The organism is Corallococcus sp. RDP092CA, assembly GCF_041903675.1.
GTDB lineage: Bacteria > Myxococcota > Myxococcia > Myxococcales > Myxococcaceae > Corallococcus.
Genome location: NZ_JAYESI010000002.1, coordinates 271,254 through 290,526, shown reverse-complemented (window position 1 = coordinate 290,526; position 19,273 = coordinate 271,254). Strand labels below are relative to the sequence as shown.

15 protein-coding genes are annotated in these 19,273 nt (G+C 70.8%); 10 read left to right on the top strand and 5 right to left on the bottom strand.

Annotation, left to right across the window (positions count from 1 at the left end; genetic code table 11):
- Window position 1: 1 nt before the first annotated feature.
- Genes U8525_RS03440 through U8525_RS03420 form a run of 5 tightly spaced genes read right to left on the bottom strand, consistent with a single transcriptional unit; the run spans window position 2 to window position 7,225 of the window.
- On the bottom strand, window positions 2-1,087 hold the full coding sequence (locus U8525_RS03440; protein ID WP_374261500.1) for a glycosyltransferase family 4 protein: 1,086 nt from the start codon (window positions 1,085-1,087) through the stop codon (window positions 2-4).
- A 19-nt stretch (window positions 1,088-1,106) separates the two neighbouring features.
- Window positions 1,107-2,567, bottom strand: coding sequence for an O-antigen ligase family protein (locus tag U8525_RS03435; RefSeq protein ID WP_374261099.1), 1,461 nt, complete (start codon window positions 2,565-2,567; stop codon window positions 1,107-1,109).
- Entirely contained in the window at window positions 2,564-3,784 is a 1,221-nt protein-coding gene (locus tag U8525_RS03430) for a glycosyltransferase family 4 protein (RefSeq protein WP_374261097.1), read from the bottom strand. The genes U8525_RS03435 and U8525_RS03430 overlap by 4 nt, the downstream gene beginning before the upstream one ends.
- A 10-nt stretch (window positions 3,785-3,794) precedes the next feature.
- Window positions 3,795-5,036: a glycosyltransferase gene (locus U8525_RS03425; protein ID WP_374261095.1), complete on the bottom strand. Its 1,242-nt coding sequence runs from the start codon at window positions 5,034-5,036 to the stop codon at window positions 3,795-3,797.
- The gene (locus U8525_RS03420) at window positions 5,033-7,225 is read right to left on the bottom strand and encodes a GumC family protein (RefSeq protein ID WP_374261093.1); all 2,193 of its coding nucleotides are present in this window, start codon (window positions 7,223-7,225) and stop codon (window positions 5,033-5,035) included. The genes U8525_RS03425 and U8525_RS03420 overlap by 4 nt, the downstream gene beginning before the upstream one ends.
- A gap of 220 nt (window positions 7,226-7,445) precedes the next feature.
- Between U8525_RS03420 and U8525_RS03415 the strand changes: the two genes are divergently transcribed.
- The 10 genes from U8525_RS03415 (at window position 7,446) to U8525_RS03370 (ending at window position 19,250) form a co-directional block, all read left to right on the top strand.
- On the top strand, window positions 7,446-8,777 hold the full coding sequence (locus U8525_RS03415; protein WP_374261090.1) for a methyltransferase domain-containing protein: 1,332 nt from the start codon (window positions 7,446-7,448) through the stop codon (window positions 8,775-8,777).
- A 76-nt stretch (window positions 8,778-8,853) separates the two neighbouring features.
- Window positions 8,854-10,479: a hypothetical protein gene (locus tag U8525_RS03410; protein ID WP_374261088.1), complete on the top strand. Its 1,626-nt coding sequence runs from the start codon at window positions 8,854-8,856 to the stop codon at window positions 10,477-10,479.
- Between the two features lie 42 nt (window positions 10,480-10,521).
- On the top strand, window positions 10,522-10,851 hold the full coding sequence (locus tag U8525_RS03405; protein WP_374261085.1) for a cytochrome c: 330 nt from the start codon (window positions 10,522-10,524) through the stop codon (window positions 10,849-10,851).
- Between the two features lie 59 nt (window positions 10,852-10,910).
- Window positions 10,911-11,231, top strand: coding sequence for a hypothetical protein (locus tag U8525_RS03400; protein ID WP_374261083.1), 321 nt, complete (start codon window positions 10,911-10,913; stop codon window positions 11,229-11,231).
- A gap of 199 nt (window positions 11,232-11,430) precedes the next feature.
- Complete coding sequence (locus tag U8525_RS03395) at window positions 11,431-12,156, top strand: hypothetical protein (protein ID WP_374261080.1); 726 nt, start codon at window positions 11,431-11,433, stop codon at window positions 12,154-12,156.
- A gap of 24 nt (window positions 12,157-12,180) precedes the next feature.
- The gene (locus U8525_RS03390) at window positions 12,181-12,585 is read left to right on the top strand and encodes a hypothetical protein (protein ID WP_374261077.1); all 405 of its coding nucleotides are present in this window, start codon (window positions 12,181-12,183) and stop codon (window positions 12,583-12,585) included.
- The gene (locus U8525_RS03385; protein ID WP_374261074.1) at window positions 12,585-16,838 is read left to right on the top strand and encodes a DUF4114 domain-containing protein; all 4,254 of its coding nucleotides are present in this window, start codon (window positions 12,585-12,587) and stop codon (window positions 16,836-16,838) included. The genes U8525_RS03390 and U8525_RS03385 overlap by 1 nt, the downstream gene beginning before the upstream one ends.
- Entirely contained in the window at window positions 16,835-17,368 is a 534-nt protein-coding gene (locus tag U8525_RS03380) for a prepilin-type N-terminal cleavage/methylation domain-containing protein (RefSeq protein ID WP_374261071.1), read from the top strand. Before U8525_RS03385 ends, U8525_RS03380 begins: the two co-directional genes overlap by 4 nt.
- Window positions 17,365-18,573, top strand: coding sequence for a PilW family protein (locus U8525_RS03375; RefSeq protein WP_374261069.1), 1,209 nt, complete (start codon window positions 17,365-17,367; stop codon window positions 18,571-18,573). The genes U8525_RS03380 and U8525_RS03375 overlap by 4 nt, the downstream gene beginning before the upstream one ends.
- The gene (locus U8525_RS03370) at window positions 18,570-19,250 is read left to right on the top strand and encodes a Tfp pilus assembly protein FimT/FimU (RefSeq protein ID WP_374261067.1); all 681 of its coding nucleotides are present in this window, start codon (window positions 18,570-18,572) and stop codon (window positions 19,248-19,250) included. Before U8525_RS03375 ends, U8525_RS03370 begins: the two co-directional genes overlap by 4 nt.
- The last annotated feature ends 23 nt before the right edge of the window (window positions 19,251-19,273 follow it).

The window sequence follows — 19,273 nt, the reverse complement described above, 5'->3', positions numbered from 1 at the left end:
CTCAGGCCTCCAGCCGGGCCACCACCGCCGCCGCCATCGCGTCCCACGTCCAGGCGCGCAGCTCCGACGACAGCGACGCCACCGCGGGCCCCCAGTCCCCGCCCCGCGCCCGCCATTCCCCCAGGCGCCGCACCAGCTCGCCCGAGTCCTCGGGGTCATCCAGCAGCAGCCCCTGGAGCGAGGCGGGGTAGCGCTCCGCCACGCCGGCCGCGCGGCTCACCAGCGCGGGGATGCCCACGCACAGCGCCTCGTGCACGCCCAGGCCATAGGACTCGTAGCGCGTGGGGGCCACCAGCAGGTCCGCGGCGGCCAGCAGGCGGGGCACGTCGTCGCGGAAGCCCAGGAAGCGGATCCGCTCGCCCAGGCCCTGCTCACGCGCCGCGCGCTCCCAGCGCTCCCGCTGCGCGCCCGTCCCCGCCACCACCAGGTCCACGTCCCACTCGCGCCGCGCGCACAGCCGCGCCCACGCGTGGAAGAGCGTGTCGAAGCCCTTGCGCCGGTCGCCCAGCGCGCCCACGAACAGCGCCGCCCGGCGCTCCTGAGCCCACCCCAGGGACGCCCGCGCCTCGCGCCGAAGCGACGGAGACGTGGGCGGAAAGCGCGTCGGGTCGCCGCCCAGGTACACGACGTGGACGCGGGCTGCCTCCACGCCGGTGGCGGCCAGCAGGTCCCGCCGGGTGCGCTCCGAGTTCGCCAGGATGATCCGCGCCCGGCGCAGCGCGCGCAGTTCGCCGCGCAGGTGCAGCCGGTGGCTCACGTGGCCCTTCAGCCTGCGCAGCGGACTGCCCACGGGCTCGGGCGCATGCGCGGCGTGGACGTAGTGGACCCAGTTGGCGGCGGCCACCTCGCAGTTGCCGCCGTTGGCCACCACCTGTCCGCCCTGCGCCAACGTGCGCGCGGCCCAGAAGCGCCCCACGGCATCCAGCAGGGGCTCGCCCAGCAGGTACGCGTTCGCGGGCTTGGGCACGCGGACGAAGTGCACGTTGGGGTAGCGCAGGAGCGAGTCCTCCACCCGGTGCGCCACCAGCCGCACCGGCCCCCCCTGCCGCGCGAGCCAGTCCGCCAGCGCGAGGTTCGCCCGGTCCATGCCTCCGGTGGAGACGAAGTCACCGCTGATGAGGGTGTAGGGCCGCATTCCGGTTCCAGTACGCGCTGAAGAAGGCCGCGTTGAGCAGCCAGAACTCCATGCCCATCTGGCTCATGAAGAACTGATAGCTGAAGGTCTGCGCGATCGCGCCCAGGTCATACGCGAAGAGGAGGCTGCCCCAGAGCCAGAACTCGCCCGCTGAATCATCGCGGCGCCGCGCCACCTGGAAGCCCCACCCCAACGTCGCCAGCAGCGCGAGCGGATAGCAGACCAGCCCCAGCCATCCACCGTCATAGGCCCAGGCGGTCCACTGGATCTCGGCCCAGAGCGGAGGGCTCGCGCGGTCGGTGTTGTCGCCGAAGTACGCGTTGGCCATGCCATAGCGGCCCAGGCCCGCGCCCAGGGGGAACTCCGGGAGCACCACGTCGAAGGTCTCGTCGAGGAAGCGGCCCCGGTTGGCTTGATACACCTGCGAAGGGTTGGACGCGGTGAGCGTGCTCCACCGGGAGAGCACCGCGTCGCCGCCGACCGCCACGGCCCAGCCGAACGCCACCACCGCGAAGCCGCCCACGACCGCGGCCAGCGTCACGAGCCGCCCCCACCGGCCGCTCACGGTGAGCACCAGCGCCATGGCGGCCATGCACACCAGCAGCGTCACCGCCGCGACGCGCACCTGGCCCAGATAGAGACAGATGAGCCCGACGCAGATGCCCGCCGCGCCCAGCGCCTTGCGAGCCATGCCCTGGCGACTGAGCAGCAGGGCCCCGCCCAGCAGCACCGAGTAGAAGGCGCCGGAGGAGGCGCCGCCCGGGACGTCCGTCAGGCCCATGGGGCGGAACACGCGCGCGCCGCTCGCGGTCTCGAACTGGAGGCTGCGCACGTAGCCCTCGCCCTGGCTCTCGACCATGGCGGACAGCGCGGGCTGGAAGCGTCCGGGGAAGGTCACCTGGAGGATGCCCAGCGAGGCGCTCGCCGCGTTGAACAGGAAGAGCAGCAGGACGACGCGTCCGAACATCTTCGCGTCGATGCGCAGGCGGCTCGCCCAGAAGAGGGGCGCGAACACGGACACCTGGATGCCCATCTGCGCGGCCGCCGCGAGCGGGGTGTTGGTGCCGGGATGGAAGAAGTTCAGCGCGGTGAGCCCCGCCGACGCGAGCAGGAAGGGCATCGCCGGATGCTTGAGGCGCTGGCCCTTCACCAGCACCAGCAGCGCCAGGCTCGTGCCGAACGACAGGATGCGGAACACCACGCGCACCGGCGCCAGCGCCTCGACCAGCAGCGCGAGCTGGCAGACGAAGAGCAGCGCGATGAACGCCACGACCACGTGACCCGACCCCAGCAGTCCCGGTGACGCTGGCGCCGGCGTGGGCACGGCCTGCGTTGTCGCGGGCTGCGGCACACGGCGCACGTAGCGCTGGTGCAGCACGCCAGGGCCCCGGAGCTGCGGGCGCGGGCCAGCCGCGGAGCGGGCCTCCTTCACGGAGCAGCTCCCCGGAGCACGGAGCGCACCGCGTCCTCCACTCCCTCCAGGAACTCGGCCGGATCGCTCAGCGCCCGCGCGCGAGAGGGGCCGTTGCCGCCCAGCCTCCGTCGAGCCGCCTCATCGCCGATGAGCGCGCGCAGCGCCTGGGCCAGGGCCTCCGGCTCCGGAGGCACGAGCACGCCGCAAGACGCATCGACGAGCTCCAGCGGTCCGCCCAGCGCGGTGGTGACCACGGGAAGCCCGGCGTAGAGCGCCTCCACGAACGCCAGACCGAAGGGCTCCGGTCCGGTGTTGGGCTGACAGTGCACCTCCGCCGCGCGCAGCAGCCGGGGCACATCCGAGCGCTGCCCCAGGAAGCGCACGCGGTCCCCGAGCCCGAGAGCCGAGGCCTGGGCCTTCAGGCCCTCTTCGTAGGCGACCTCTTCGGGACGCTGCGCGCCGCCAGCGAGCCACGCCTTCCAGCGAGGCACCTGGCGCAGCCGGCCCAGCGCCTCGAGGAGCAGCCGCTGCCCCTTCCACTCCTGCATGCGGCTGGCTTGCACGATGACGACCTCCGCCGCGTCCGCGCCCAGCTCGCCTCGGAGCGACGCGCGCTCGGAAGCTGTGAGCCCAGGGCCTCCGTCGCGGACGGGAGGATGGAGCACGCTGAACGGCGTGCGCGGGTACACGCTCGAAAGCGTGCTCGCCGTGTAGCGGCTGTTGCACAGCGCCAGGTCCGGCGAGGTGACCCGGGCCCACCGCTCCACCCAGTGCGAGCCCGACAGCGCGTCGTGCTGGAAGAAGATCAGCGGGACACCGGCCGCGCGCGCCACCGGCCCGAAGAGGGCCTGGGGCCACGCCGCGTGACACACCACCGCGTCGAACGCCTCCCGCTGGAGCAGCGCCCCCAGCGAGCGCCGGGCCTCCCACACGCGCCAGGGACGGCTCACCTTCGCCGGCCCCAGCAACGTCAGGGGTGCACCCACCGCGCGAAGCTCCTCCGCGATGCGTCCCTCGAAGCAGAGCGCGAACGCGTGCACCGCGCCGCCCTCCCGGTCCGCGCACGTGAGCGCCAGCGTGCGCAGCAGCGTCTCGACGCCACCGTAGAGGTTTCCGCTGGACACGTGCAGCACGCGAAGCGGAGCAGCCCCTGACGCATACGGCTCACGCGAGGAGCTGCCTCCACCCTCCGCGCCACCACCACGCTCGCCGCGGGTCTCGCGAACCCCGTGCATGTGCGGCCCCTCAGCGCCCGCCCGCGACGTGCCGGACGGAGGCATCGCCCCGGTCCTCCGCCACGGGCCGGCGTCCAAGCACTTCCGCGTACAGGTCCAGGCTGCGCGACGCCATCACGTCATGGGCGAACTCCGCCCTCGCACGCTCCTGCGCTCCCCGCGACAGCCGCTCCCGCAGGCCCGGCTCCTCCACCAGCCGCCGCGCCGCCGCCGCCAGCGCCAGCGCATCCCCCACCGGCACGGTGAGCCCGGTGCGCTCGTGCAGGCTCACCCACGAGACGCCGGAGTCCGGCACGGCGGTGTTGAGCACGGGCAGTCCGCTCGCCAGCGCCTCCACCTGCGACAGGCCATACGACTCGCTGCGCGCGTTGCTCGGGAACCACAGGGCCGTCGCGGCCCGGTACGCACCCGAGAGCGCCTCCGGCGACAGATACCCCGCCCACGTCACCCGGTCCTCGATGCCCAGCGCCCGGGCCCGCGCACGGCCCTCCTCGGCCAGCGGCCCCTCGCCCACGATGACCAGCCGCCCCGGCGCGTGCGCCAGCGCCTCCAGCGCCGTGAACAAGCCCTTGTAGTAGACGAGCCGGCCCACCATCAGCCACAGCGGCCCGCCCGCCGCCACCGCCGTCCACCGCGCCTGGGCCTCGCGCGCCTCCGCGGAGGGATGCAGGTACGCATCCAGCTCGATGCCCAGCGGCAGGATGCGGACCTTCGACCTGAACGTGGACAGGAGCGAAGAGCCGCGCACGTAGGCCTCGCTCGTGGCCAGGAGCCGCGCCGCGCGCGAGTACAGCATCCACTCGAAGGGACGGAACAGCGCGCCCGCGACCTTCTGCCGGATGACGTCGCTCTGGTGCGTCACCACCACCGCGGGCAGGCGAGGCACCGCGTCCAGCGCCAGCACCATGCTCGGGTTGGGCACGTGCAGGTGCACCACGTCCACGCCCCACGCCAGCGCCCGCCGGAGCACGAGCGGCAGCGACGGCATCACGTCCATGCGCGCCACCGACGCGAGCCGGCCCAGGCGCACCACGCGCACGGGCCCGTCCCAGTCCTCGCGCGTGGGACTGCGCCCGTGGAACTCGTGGCTCGTGCCGGTGCCGTCCACCGAGTGGTTCGCGCACAGCACCTCCACCTGCGCGCCCAGCGCCGCCTGCGCCAGCGCCAGCGTGCGCACGTGCGCCTCCATGCCACCGGAGGCCGGAGGGTAGAACTTCCCCAGGTGCAGCACCCGCAGGCCCGCGCCCTTCACGACGGCGCCACCCCGCCCTTGGGCTCGTCCTGCGTCGGGCCATAGCCCTGGTAGCCCAGGTACGTGTCGCCGTAGCGCGGCTGCCGCAGGTCCACGTCGTTGAGGATGGCGCCGAACATCCGCGCCTGCACGTCCGCCAGCGAGCGCAGCGCGCGCTTCGCCGCGCCCCGGTCCGTCCGCCCCGCCTTGAGCACCATCACCACGCCGTCCGCCTGCGTGGCCAGCACCGCCGCGTCCACCACCGCGTTGAGCGGCGGGCTGTCCAGGATGACGCGGTCGAACCTCTCCCCCGCCGCGCGCAGCAGCTCCTTGAAGGCGCGCGTGTGCAGCAGCTCCGCGGGGTTCGGCGGCAGCGGGCCACACGGCAGCACGAAGAGGTTGGGCACCTCCGTGCTCTTCACCGCCTTGTCCAGCGAGCCCTCGCCCACCACCAGCGAGCTGATGCCCAGGTCATTGGGCACGCCGAACGCGCGGTGCAGCCGGGGCCTGCGCATGTCCGTGTCCAGGAGCAGCACGCGGTTGCCGCTCTGGGCCATGGCCACGCCCAGGTTGATGCACGTGGTGGACTTGCCTTCTTGAGGCCCGCTGGACGTCACCACCAGCGTCTTGCACGGGTGGTCCGGCGACATGAACAACAGGTTCGTGCGCACCGCGCGGCAGCACTCCGCCACCGCCGAGCGCGGCGCGCGGTGCACGTACAGGTCGCGGTCGCCCGGAGACTTCGTCGCCTCCATGCGCGGCACCACGCCCAGGAACGCCAGGCCCAGCACGTCCTCCACGTCCGCCTGCGACGCGACGCTGTTCTCCAGCATCTCCAGGAACAGCGCCACGCCCAGCCCCAGCAGCAGCCCCATCACCCAGCCCACCAGCAGGTTGCGCCGCGTGTGCGGCCGCACCGGCACCATCACCGGCTGCGCCGCGTCCAGCACGCGCACGTTGCTCGTGCGCAGGAGCCCCGACAGCTCGATGTCCTTCAGCCGCTTGAGCACCAGCTCGTACAGGCGCTGCGTGTTGTCCGACTCGCGCTGGAGCCGGCCGTACTCGATGGCCTTCTTGTTCACCTGGAAGGCCTCGGCCTTGGTCTCGTCCAGGAGCTTGTTGAGGTTCTTCTCCTCGCCCTGCGCCTCCGCCAGCTGCGTCTCCGCCGAGCGCACCACGTTGGTCAGGCTCTTGAGCAGGTCCGCGCGCACGACCTCCAGCTTGCGGTTGCACTCCAGCAGCTTCGGGTGCTCCGGCAGGTAGCGCTCGGTCAGCTCCGCGCAGGCGGCCTTCTGCTCGCCGTAGCGCGACTTCAGGTCCTGGATGGGGCCGTCCTTCGCGCCGGGCACCGCCTCCGCCCACGTCTCGTCGTTGCCGGCGTCCTTGCGCAGCCGGTGGATGGCGTCCACGCGCGCCTGGAGCGCCGCGATGCGCGTGCGCACCTCGGTGAGCTTCAGGTTGTAGGAGTTGATCCGCTCGCTGACGATGGACAGCCGCGACTCCAGCGACGTGGACAGCATGTCCGCGTCCTTCTTCAGGTCATAGACGGCCAGCTCATCGCTCTTGGACTGGCGGCCCAGCTCGTCCAGGCGCCCCTCCAGCCACGTGCGCGCCTCCTCCGTGGTGCGCAGCTTGAGCGCCAGGTTCTCCGCCATGTACGCGGCGGCCACCTCGTTGGAGAGCAGCGCCGCGCGCACCGGGTCCGCGTCCTCCACCCCGATGTTCATCACCCGCGAGTCCTTGCCGGGCATCACCTGGATGCGCGAGCGCAGCAGCCCCACCGCGTCCGCGTCCTCCAGCGCCTTCGCGCGCTCCGCCGGGTCCTGGCTCGCGGGCAGCCCCAGGAAGGCCGCGTCCTTCGACAGCCCCAGCCGGTCCACCACGCGGCTGGCCACCGCGCGCGAGGTGATGATCTCGCTCTGCGTGGCGTAGTACTCCTTGTTGAACCAGTAGTTGCTGCGCTCCTCCCCCATCACCTCCTTCACCTCGCCGTCCAGGATGCGGGGCGCGGTGACGTCGATGATGAGCGAGGTGCTGGCCGAATAGACGCGCGGCTGCCGCAGCGTCCACGCCGCCGTGAGCGCGGTGACCCCCAGCGCCACCCCGAGCATCACCCACCGCCGGCGCCACACGCCCCGCAGCCGGTACAGCACGCTCGCGGACGTCGCGCCGGGAGCCCCACCGGCCGGGTCCAACACCGTTCCTTCCACGTCACGTCTCTCCGGAAGTGGCTGCCGCGGGCGGTCTCCACCGGCCCGAATACGTCCGGACCCGACCTGCACCCACATCACGCTGGGGGAAACAACGGCGGGAGCGTGCAACGGGAGGGGAAGGTTGTCCATCCGACGGACGCCGCCTGGACGCCCCCCTTCCATCCAATCCGGTCCGCCAACGCGCACCCCGGAAGCGCCTGTGGTAGTGAGCGGCGCCATGGTTCCTGCACTCTCCGTCGTCCTGCCCTTCAACCCCGCCACCGCCGCCGCCGCCGCCCGGTTCGCCAACGCGCTGTCCGGCCAGGCCCAGGTCGTCCTCGCGGGTGAAGGCCCTGTGGATGTCACGCCCGGTCCCAACGTCCACGTCCTCGCCGCCCAGGGAGGCAAGGGCGCGGCCATCCGCGCCGCGCTGCCCCACGTCACCGGCGCCCACACGGTGCTCCAGGACCCCGACGCCGCCTACTCGCCGGACACCTACGACGCCCTGGTGCAGCCCCTGCGCGACGACACCGCGGACGGCGTCTTCGGCCGGCGCCCCGGCATGTCGCCGGAGATGGTGGCCGAGCGCGCGCTGGGCGGCATCACCCGCTTCGTCACCGACGTGGCCCTGACGGATCCGCTCACCGGCCTGCGCGCCTTCCGCACGGAGGCGCTGCGCTCCATCCAGCTCACCAGCGACGACGACTCGGTGGACGCGGAGCTGGTGGTGAAGATGGCCGCGCAGCTCTTCCGCCTCACGGAGGTGCCGCTGCCGCCGCTGCAGGCCGTGCCGCGCCGCCCGGCCTCCGCGCACCTGGCCCGCCTGCGCACGCTGGTGCGCTACGCCACCGTGCGCGACGACGCGGACAACCAGCACGAGGGCTACTCCACCCTGGAGCGCATGGACGGCGCCACCCACTACAACCAGTGGCTGGGCCGCCGCTTCCGCGAGCACATGGGCCGCCGCGTGCTGGAGATTGGCGCCGGCATCGGCACCATCACCCGCGAATTGGAGGGCGGCGCGGAGCACCTGGTCGCGCTGGAGGTGGAGCGCTTCTACGTGGACCGCCTGAAGAACATGTTCCGCGGCAAGCCCCACGTGCGCCCCTACCTGTCCGACGTGGCGCTGGCGGACTGGGAGTCGCTCAAGGCGGAGAACCTGGACACCATCGTGCTGTCCAACGTGCTGGAGCACATCCCGGACGACGCGTCCGCGGTGCGCCGCTTCCGCCAGATCCTCCAGCCGGACGGCCGCGTGCTCATCCTCGTGCCGGCGCTGCCGCAGCTGTTCGGCGCCATCGACGAGGCCGTGGGCCACTACCGCCGCTACACGCCGGAGACCCTGCGCGCGGTGCTGGAGGAGAACGGCTTCCGCGTGGACACGCTGGAGTGGATGAACCTGGTGGGCCTGCCGGGCTGGTTCGTCAACAGCCGCCTGCTGCGCCGCCGCGCGGTGCCCAAGCTCCAGCTCAAGCTCTACGACACGCTGGCCCCCCTGTTCGCCCAGGCCGAGCGCCAGGTGAAGCTGCCCGTGGGCATGAGCCTGTTCGCCGTCGGCCGGGCCGTCTGACGCCCGCGTGAGCGCCGCGCCCGACTCCTCCCCGCCGCCCGTCGAAGCGGCCCCGGCGCCACCTGGCGTGGCGCCCGTGCCTCGCGCCCCGGGCCTGCCGAGGGCGGTGTGGGCCGCGGTGGCGGCGCTCTACGTGCTCCTCTTCCCGTACCACCCGGGCCTGCGCTCGCCCAACGAGCTGTGCCGCCTGTGGCAGACGCGCGCCCTGGTGGAGGACGGCACGCTGGAGCTCAACCGGGCCCTGCGCGACTACGGCCCGGTGGGCGACCTGTCGGTGATGGACGGGCGCTACTACCCGTCCAAGGCGCCGCTGCTGTCCTTCGCCGCGGTGCCCGTGTACGCGGCCCTGCGGGTCGTGGGCGGCGGCCACCGCTACGCCGTGCCGGAGGTGCCGCTCGTCTTCTTCAGCCGCCTCTTCCTCACGGTGCTGCCCACGCTGGGGCTCCTGTGGCTGCTGCGCCGCTTCCTGCGCGCGTTCCTGTCGCCCGTCGTCGCGGACGGGGTCACGGTGACGTACGCGCTGGGCTCGCTCGCGTTCAGCTACTCGCTGCTCTTCATGAGCCACCAGACGACGGCGGTGCTGCTCTTCGCCGGCTTCTACGCGCTCTGGCGCCTGGCGCGGGGCGAGTGGCGCGAGCGCGGCTACGTGCTGGCCGGCGCGGGCGCGGGCGCCACCGTCGCCGCCGAGTACACCGGCGCGCTGGGCGTGCTGGGCCTCATCCTCTACGCCGTCCTCACCGTGCTGGGCACGCCGGAGCCCTGGGCCGCGCGGCTCAAGAAGCTGGGCCGGGCCACGGGGCTCGCCGTGCTGGGCGCGCTGCCCTTCGTCGTGGCGCTGGGGCTCTACCACCAGGCCACCTTCGGCCACCCGCTGGAGACGGGCTACAAGCACCTCAACGACGCGGCCTACCAGCCGTGGCACCTGGGCGGCTTCCTGGGCATCCGCACGCCGGATCCGCGCGCCTTCACGCTGTCGTTCTTCTCCCCGCTGCGGGGCCTCTTCACCCTGTCGCCGTTCCTCTTGCTCGCGCTGCCCGGGCTCGGGCTGCTCAAGCGCCTGGGCCGCACGTCCCCGGAGGCGCGCGCCCTCTTCTGGATGTCCGCGGCGACGCTCGCCGGCTACACGTACTTCACCTCGTCGTTCACCTACGACTCGTGGGGCTGGACGACGGGGCCCCGGCACCTCACGGGGCTGGTGCCCTTCCTGCTCCTGCCCGCGGGCCTGGCGCTGGAGCGGCTGCGCGGCGCGGGCAGGCCGGTGCTGTCCGGCATCGCGGCCATGCTGTGCGCGGCGTCCGTGCTCGTCACGGGCCTGGCCACCTTCGTCAACTACATCCCCGACGACGTCTCCACCCCCGTGCTCGGGCTGGCCCGGCCGCTCCTCCTGGACGGCTACCACCCGCCCAACCTCCTCGCCTTCGCGGGGCTGCCCACGGCCCTGGCGGGCGCGGTGCTGTTCGCGGCGCTCGTCGCCGTGGCGGCCTCCGTCTTCGGCGCCCTGGGCCGCGACGCGGACGGACGCGCGCCGGCGCCCGCGGCCTGGGCGGCGGGGCTCGCCACGCTGGCGGTGCTCGCGAGCGCGCAGGCGATGTTCACCCGGAACGACCGGGCGGATCAGAACGCGGTGCGCTTCCTGGAGTCCGTCTGGCTCCAGCCCCCGGGCCGCCCCACCGGGGCCTTCTGGCCCCGGGCGGGGTCCTGAGGGCGTGGGTATACTGACGCTCCCCTCCCCTGGAGACCGTGCATGACCTCGCGGTGGTTCCTGCTGTCCACCCTCCTGCTGTGCGCTCCCGCCCGCTCCCGCGCGGAGGACGCCGCGGCCCTCTGGGACAAGAGCTGCAAGAACTGCCACGGCGCGGACGGCCGCGCCCAGACGCGCATGGGCCAGAAGGAGTCCATCCCCGACATGAGCCGGGCCGCCTGGCAGAAGGCGGAGTCGGACGCGGAGCTGCGCAAGGTCATCGCCAACGGCTCGGCCCACAACCCCAAGATGAAGGCCTACAAGGACCGGCTCACCGCGGAGCAGATGGACGCCCTGGTGCGATACATCCGCACCTTCAAGGCGAAGGAATAGCGCGCGTGAATATCCCTCCGCGTCCAGGCGTCGTGGGGATTGGGAGAATTGGAGCCGCCATGAAGACCCTCACCGTCGCCATCGTGTTCTGCCTGTCCCTGGTCAGCCTCTTCGCCTCGGTGCGCGCCGACGCCAACGCCTACCCCCGCCTGGAGCCGGGCATCTCCCAGCCGGTGGCGCTGATGCCCAAGGGCGGCGACGGCAAGGGCGGCGGCAAGGGTGGCAGCGACGGCGGCAAGGGCGGCGGCGAGGAGGACGAAGAGGAGTACCGCCAGCAGCCCCGCGCCCTCTCCCAGAAGGCCGCCCTGGAGCTGGTGGACCCCGGCGTCCTGGACGACATGATCCGCCTGCGCGCCGCCATCCGCGCCGGCCAGCGCTGAGCGCCGCGAGCCCCCACCTCGCAAGGATGAGGAGGCTCGCAAAGTTTGCGCAGCCTGCTGACGTCAGACGGCACCCCCCCGGATAAGGGACACCCCTCATTCCGGCGGGTTGAGTCTCTGACACTCAGGCACGAAGATTGCTAAATCAGGGGTTCCCAAGGCGTGCCTCCCCCCAGGGGCACGTGAAGGAGAGCCCCCAATGGTGCGCCGTCCTCCCTCCCGCCGTCAGTCCCGTGGCTTCACGCTCCTGCTCGCGCTGGGCGTGGTCGCGGTCGTGACGATGGCGGTGATGCTCAGCTACAGCGTGGTGGGCCGCGAGGCCGACACCCAGGCGGACACCCGCCGCCAGAAGCAGGCGTTCTTCGCCGCCGAGGCGGGCCTCGCGGAGGGCCGCGAGGCGGTGCGGTTGATGATGGACAGCCTGGGGGAGGACAACTTCGTCTTCCAGAACCACCTGGGCGCCCCCGTCAACGAGCCAGGACTCGGCTCCATCAACGACCCCTGGTACGAGGTCCTGCCAGGCCCGGACACCGACGACCCCTGGAACTACTACCGGCTGAAGGGCGACTCCCTCCAGCCCTCGGAGAAGACCAGCGGGCCGGATTCGCTGCCGACCCCCAACCAGGCCTACAGCGACTATCCGGACCAGGAGCGCGTGCGCTACCGGGTCTTCATGCACAACGACAAGGAGCGCGACGTCGGCGTGGGTGAGGACCGCAACCGCAAGGTCTGGCTGGTCGCCGTGGGCGAGGTGTTCTCCCCCGGTGGCCGCCCCACGCGCTCGGTGGTGCAGGCACTGGTGGTGCACCAGAACCAGGAATCGGTGTTCAGCCCGGGCTGCGTCACCCGGGGCTGCGGCCCGGACATGACGTTCAAGACGCCCGACAAGAGCCCGCCGAAGACCACCTACCACACCACCCTGTAGCCCTTCCCTCCCCAGAGCGTCCCCATGAAACGCCTGTACCTGCTGGTCCTCCTGCTGGCCCCTGGCCTTGCACTCGCGCAGGGTGGAGGTCAGTCCGCCTTCAATCGAGCGTGCTCGCGCTGTCACGTCGCCAAGGCGACGAACCCCCAGAAGCCCAAGAAGAGCCTGGGCCTGCGGGGCCCCTACAAGGGCAGCGGCCCCAACCTGGGGAACCTGCTGCACCAGCGCAGCATCTCCCAGGTGCGCACCTGGATCGAGGCTCCGCACAAGGTCAAGCCGGGGACCGGCTGCGACACCCGGATGCTGTCGCCCAGGGAGATGGATGCCTTGCTCGACTTCCTCGTCACCAGCGCGGAAGTCCCCGATACCGCGACGTCCACCAAGGGCGGCGCGAACGACAAGAACCACCCGAAGCAGGGGAACAAGTGATGCGCGCGAAGCTCCGCTCCCTCGCAGCCCTGGCCTTGTTGGCCTCCACCAGCGCCGCCGCGCAGGCATCGACCCCGGCCCTCCTTTGCCAGGACGAGCTGGCCGAGGACAAGCAGCCTGTCTTCAACGCCGACGACGGCTCGCTGGAGCTCGACAACGGCACCGTCATCGTCACGGACAGCAAGCTCCAGCTCAACACCAACCTCCGGGTGCTGGACCCGGAGGCGATCGTGTTTCCGTTCGATCAAAACGTCACCATCAGCTACGTGTTCGAGTCCGCGGGCGCTTCGCACGCGCTCGGCTACATGTACCGTGAAGACGTGGAGAAGGCCGGATACATCGATGCTTCCGGCAACCTGCTCGACACGAACGGCAACGGCATCTACGACCTGCACGAGGACCTCTTCAACCTCGCGCCGTCCACGGGCAGCCAGAAGCGCGCCTACGTGGGCAAGACCGCCAGCGACGGCAACGACACCAACTATCCGGTGGGCCGTCGCTGCACGAGGACCTTCACGTCGGGCGGCCTGACCTACACCCAGCCCGCGCTGGCCATGAACGCCAACTGCGACGACACCTTCTCGTCGCAGGCCACGATGACCGACGCGCGGCCCGGCCAGACGGGCAACAACATCAAGGCGGACGTGGTCGGCAGGTTCACGGGCGGCAACGTCGTCAACAGCAGCTTCTCCGATTACGGCCTCTTCGCCCACATCCCCAACCTGCTCGAGCCCCCCGCGCCGGAGAACGGCAACAAGGGCCTCGGCAAGATGGTGTTCCTGCTGGCGGATGACGACAGCGACAAGGACGCTTGGCACAACATGCCCCCGGTCAAGGACGTGGGGGAGTTCGGCGAGGGCATCCCGGACTACGACGTCTCCAAGTACGACTACCGCGGCATCGAGCGCTCCACCAACCCGGACCCGGGCGTCACCGAGTACGACCGCACGGTGAACCTGGGACAGATCCAGGGCGGCAAGGAGATCATCTTCTTCCTCGTGGTGTTCTACGAGTCGAACCACAACATCGACGCTGGCACGGTGTTCCCATGCCTCAAGATGGACCCGGCCAACGGCAAGTGCCTGCTGCACCTGAAGACGCCCGTCAACGTGTACTTCTCCAAGGCCGCCTGGAACCTGGACCAGAACTTCAAGGGCGGGACGGTCGTCGCGGCGCGCAACATCGGCTGCAGCTACGAACCGGGGTGCAACCCGGATGACCCCAGGGTCAACCAGGGCGCGTGCCAGGTGGTGAACAGCACCGAGAAGCTGTGCGGCTGGCTGGAGGGCCCCAAGACCGAGGAGGGCTCGACGCTCTGGCGACTGAAGACGCCCTTCTTCGGCAACCTGGACATGCCCATGGAGAAGGTGAGCATTCCACGGCCCGCCGGCAACCGGAATCCCATGCCCCACGTCATCGTGGGCGCGCCCACCACGGACCCCTTCCGGTGGATCCTCGGCTTCGAGGACCTCCCCGGCGGCGGTGACCGTGACTTCAACGACGTGGTGTTCGTCATCAACAAGGAGAACGGCGGCGGCACCCGCTCCGCCACGGTCTCCCAGGACATCGCTATCGAAGACGCGGAGGACTTCACCATCACGAAGGTGCGCTTCGCGCGCCAGGACGACTCGACGCGCAAGTGCAGCGACGGCAGCGGACCGCCGTGCTGGACCGAGACCTCCCCCGGGGCCTGCCAGGGCAGCCCGGAGCCCACCATCCGCTACTCCATCGCGGTGGACTGCCGCACCTGCTCGGGCGGCACGTGCACCCGCAATCCGTCGCCCACCTGGATTCCGGTGGACTTCGAGGAAGGAGAGACCGAGGTGGAGCTGGACCTCCTGGGGATGGGCTTCACCGGCTCCCAGCTGTGCTGGAAGGTCGACATCAGCAGCCCCAACGAGTTCTGCCAGCCGGTCATCGACAACGTCGACGTGGGCTACCAGGCCGTGCGCTCGGGCAGCTACGCGCGCGCTTCGCCCTCGACGGTCGGAAACGCCATCGTGTGGGGCGTGAACGAGACGCCGGGCACCGCGTGGGGTGCCAACTGGCCCGCCTCCGGCCTGCCAGACGCCTCCGTGCGCGCGTACGACGGCCGCAAGGACTACGGCGTGCGAGGCCGCATCTACTTCAAGTCGCTCTATGAGCCGAAGAAGCCAGAGGAGCCGCATCCCGAGGAGCAATGGGAGGCGGGCCGCGTGATGGCGCTCGCACTGGGGAACGGGAACCTGACGCCCCAGCAGCGCAAGCTGTACACCACCACGTCCAAGACGAACTTCACCCGCACCTCCATCACCGCGCTGATGGCGAACCCGACGGTCAAGCCGCTGCCGCCCGCCATGCAGGAGCTGTTCCCAGACTCGCTCTGCGACGACTTCATCAACGACCGTTACCCCTGGGACCTCAACAACGACGGCATCTGCGGCACCCCTAGCATCACGACACCTGCGTCCAAGAAGATCACCGACCCCACCAAGAACGACCGGCAGTTCATGGTGGACTGGCTCTACGGCTGGGAGGACCGCTACAGCCCGGGGCCGTCCAACGTCCGCAAGGCCTGGCCGGTGGGCGGCATCAACCTGTCCACCGTGGCGCTGGCCGTCCCGCCCTACAAGGACACCTGGTACCAGAACGCGACGCCCGCGGAGCAGGACCTGTTCCGCAACAACTTCATGGCGAAGCTCGCGACGCGTGAGACGGTGGCCTACGTGGGGACCATGAGCGGCGTGCTGCACGCGTTCCGCAGCGGGGCCTTCCGCAATGCGCTGCGAGACGGCTGCGTGGACCATGACCAGTACCGCGGCTACTTCGAGCCTGCGGCCGACTGCGACCCGGCGAGCCGGAACTACGGCACGGGCGAGGAGTTGTTCGCGTTCCTGCCCTTCGGTTCGCTGTCGCGCTATCGCAACCAGTACGCGACGTTCTTCGGCTCCGGCGACCTGCCCAAGCCGAGCCTGGATGCCTCGGCGTCCATCGCCAACGTGGACTTCGGCAACCTGAGCGGCAAGCCCGCGTGGACGGTGTCGATGGACGCCCGCGACAAGGGCGCCAAGACGGTGCTCGTGTCCGCCTCCGGCAAGACGAGCCCCAACGTCTTCGCCCTGGACATCACGGACCCGACTCACGCCAACTATCCCCTGCCGCTGTGGGAGTTCAGCCTGGCGGACACCACCGTCGCGGATGCGTTCCGGCAGGCGAACCTGGACGACCCATCCGTCACGCGGGCGGACACCTCGGGCTCCCGCTTCGCTCCCTCGGTCGCCCGCCTCTCGTGGGGCCCCACGACGGCGGACAAGGCGGTCTGGACGGCCGTCGTGGGCACGGACTACAAGCCCGCGGACACCGCCCGGGCCGGTGCGCTCTACCTCATCAACATGAAGACCGGGAAACCGCTCGACTACGGCACCGGAGCCTCCGGCAAGTACGCGGGCGTCATCACCCTGGACAAGGGCTATGGCGTGGCCGCCGAGTCCGCCCTCGTGGACCTCGACAAAGACGGCACCTACGACGTCATCTACGTGCCGACCACCGCGGGCCACGTCTACCGCATCAACCTGGACTCCGTGTCCACGGGTGAACCGCTGGGGCAGAAGATCAAGAAGTGCATGGTGGCGGATGCCCCCACCGCGCTGAAGGCGCCCAAGTACAACACCTTCAACCAGGACCAGGACTTCCAGCAGATCCACTCCAACATGGCCCTGAACGTCGTGAGCACGACCACGGGGCCGGTGGTGCGCTTCTACTTCGGCACCAGCGACAACCCGGACCTGTACGCGGACGGCCCGCCGAACAAGGACACCGACTACCACTATTACCTGCTGGGCTACGAGGACACGGACCCGTCCGGCAGCAAGCCGTGCGCGACGCTGCCCCCCATGTGGGCCCGCGCGCTGGAGCCGGGGCAGACCGTGTGGGGTGGCGTGGCGCTCAGCGGTGATCAGGTCTTCGCCACCACGGCGGTAGGCAAGGCCGCGGACATCTGCAACCTGGACGCGACCAAGAGCGGCAAGTCCTACACCACGCCCCAGCAGTTCGACGATGCCGCCGCGCCGCCCCTGGCGGGCGCGGACCTGGGGGGCCACGGCATCTCCGCGCCCGTCGTCCACGATGAGCACCTGTTCGTCATCACCGCGACCGGTGAGGTCAAGGTCACGGGCGATGGCACCTGGAACCATGGAACCGCCGGCACGGGTGCCGCGCAATCCCGCACGCTCCTCTGGGAAGCGCTGCCGGATGGAAAGATGCCGAAGCCATGAACCCGTCCAACCGACATCACGCGCGCGGTGTCACCCTCCTGGAGGTGATGGCCACCATGGCCGTCATGCTGCTGGGGGTGACCGCCGCCATGACCGTGGTCTCCCAGACGAGCCGGACCAACCGGCGGACGCTGACCGCCAACCAGGCACAGCTCATCGCCGAGCGGACGCTGGAATCCATCCAGTCGCGGGGCTGCACCCCCATGCCCGCCCCCTGCGCGAACCTCGCGCTCCTGGATGGCAGCCGCGAGGTGTACTACCAGACGGCCGCGGGTGACCTGCTCCGCCAGGCCCCCACCACGGGCGCCATCGCCCGTCAGTACGAGGTCGCAGTGGACGTGGACACCAATTTCCTCGTGGGCAGCATCGAGGGCGGTGCCGCGGGCATGGGTGAGCCCGCGTTGAACCGGCCCCTGACCTCGGACGGACAGACGGGCAATGTCGCCAACGTGCGCGTCTCCGTCAGCTGGGAGGAGCCGGAGAGGACGGGCCGCCAGGTGGTGGTGCTCCAGACCCGGATGGCACCATGACGCAACGGCATTCCAGGAACACGGGCTTCACGCTGCTGGAAGTAATGATCGCCGCGGCGCTAGGCATCGTCGTGGTGGCCACGGGTCTGGCCGTGGGTACCCAGTTGCAGCGCCGGGCCTTGTTCGAAGAGCAGACCACGATGGCGCTGACGACCGGTCGCACCCTGGAGGAGCTGCTCTCCTCGCAGGTCGCCCGCGCGGGCGCCGGCATGGGCAACACGCCCGTCAGCTTCGCCGACAACGACGACCGCTTCGGCATCGAGGTCTGGTCCAACCCGTCGGCGGAGCCCTTCTTCACGAGCGACGGAGACTACGTCCCGCCCGACGCGGGCAAGAAGCAGCCCGCGTCGGATGCGCTCCGGCTCTACTGGGGCAACTCGGGCGCCCTGATTTCGCTGGAAGGCTGCGGGGTGAAGGGTTCGTCGGTGCGACAGGGGACCGACCAGTTCTGCATGGCCCCCAACTCCTCGTCGGGACTGAATCCCCCCACGGGCCAGCCCTTCACGCTGGCGGTGCTGGCGAACGCCAACGAGCAATCCGCGTGCGCGCTGAAGGTGACGAACGTGAACCCGGGCGCCAACCTGCTGACAGCGACCCTTGGCACGGGCTCGCTGACCACCGGGGGATGCGCCCTGGGGGACTCGGATGTGTACTGGACCGGCACCGACTGGTTGATCATGGGGCTTGAAGGCGTGGCCTACCGGGTGAACTGGAAGGACGGCATCCCCACGCTGGAGGCGCTTCCCAGCGGGGCCACCGAGTGGCAGGTGGTCAGCCGTGATGTGGAGCAGCTGAAGGTGCGGCAGGCCGTCGTCAACCTGCTGGACGTCAACGCGGCCCCGCGCTGGTTCCCCGAACCCGACCTCAGCCTCTCCACCCCGCCGCGCCCAGCCATCAGCGACTGCACCGCCGGGGATCTCGCGACCGTTTGTCAGGTGGAGACACCAGACTTCGAGAGCTTCGACACGCCGGAGACAGAGAAGATCCGCCAGAGGCGGCTGCAGCAGCGGGTGCGGGAGGTGGAGATCACCCTGGTCGTGCGCACGCGCCGCAGCAACCGCGATGTGACCGAGCCCGACGTGCAGGACGAGGACGGCTTCTTCAAGGATGGTTACAAGCGTCGCACCTTCACCTTCCGGGTGGCGCCGCGCAACTTCGGGGTGGCTGGACTCGTGCCGCCTGCGCCGACTGGAGTCACGCCGTGAAGTCCAACCGTGGCATGACTTTGCTGGAGCTGATGCTGGTGGTCGTCATCATCGGGGTGATGGCCTCGCTGGCGGTCGTAAACATCCAGAGCGGCGTGGGCGGACGGCGTGAGAGCAACGCGACGCGCGAGCTGGGGGCGGCGGCACTGCGCGCCCGGCAGCTGTCCATCGCGACGAACCAGCCCGTGCGTATCGTCGTGGATGCGGACGTGATCCAGCCGAACGGACTGCGGTACAGCGTGGCCCGCTGGGAGCGGCTCAAGTGCGAGGAGCCGGGGCAGACGTCGTGGACCAACGACACCTGCCCGCAGGTGGCCTGCGTCAACGTCACGTGCCGGACCACTCCAGCGTGCTGCACGGAGATGGGCCCGGACATCCCCATCCCGCCCTCCATGGATGCCGAGGCCATCAACGGCCTGTGCTTCCTTCCGGGCTCCGGTGCGCCGGTCCTGCGCAGGGACTGCCTCCAGGGTGCCCTGGAGGACACCGCCGCGAAGAGCCTGGCGACGCCCAACGACAAGTCCATCCGCTTCAACTTCACGTCGGGCCGCGCCTCCACCATGCTGATGGTCGAACCGCTGACGGGGCTGTCCAGCCTGCTCGATTGCGACTCGGTGGCGGCGGACGCCAACAATCCGAACCATGAGCCCCGCTCCGTGAGAGCCTGCGAGCCCTGAGCGGGTGAGACCGCGCACCCGGG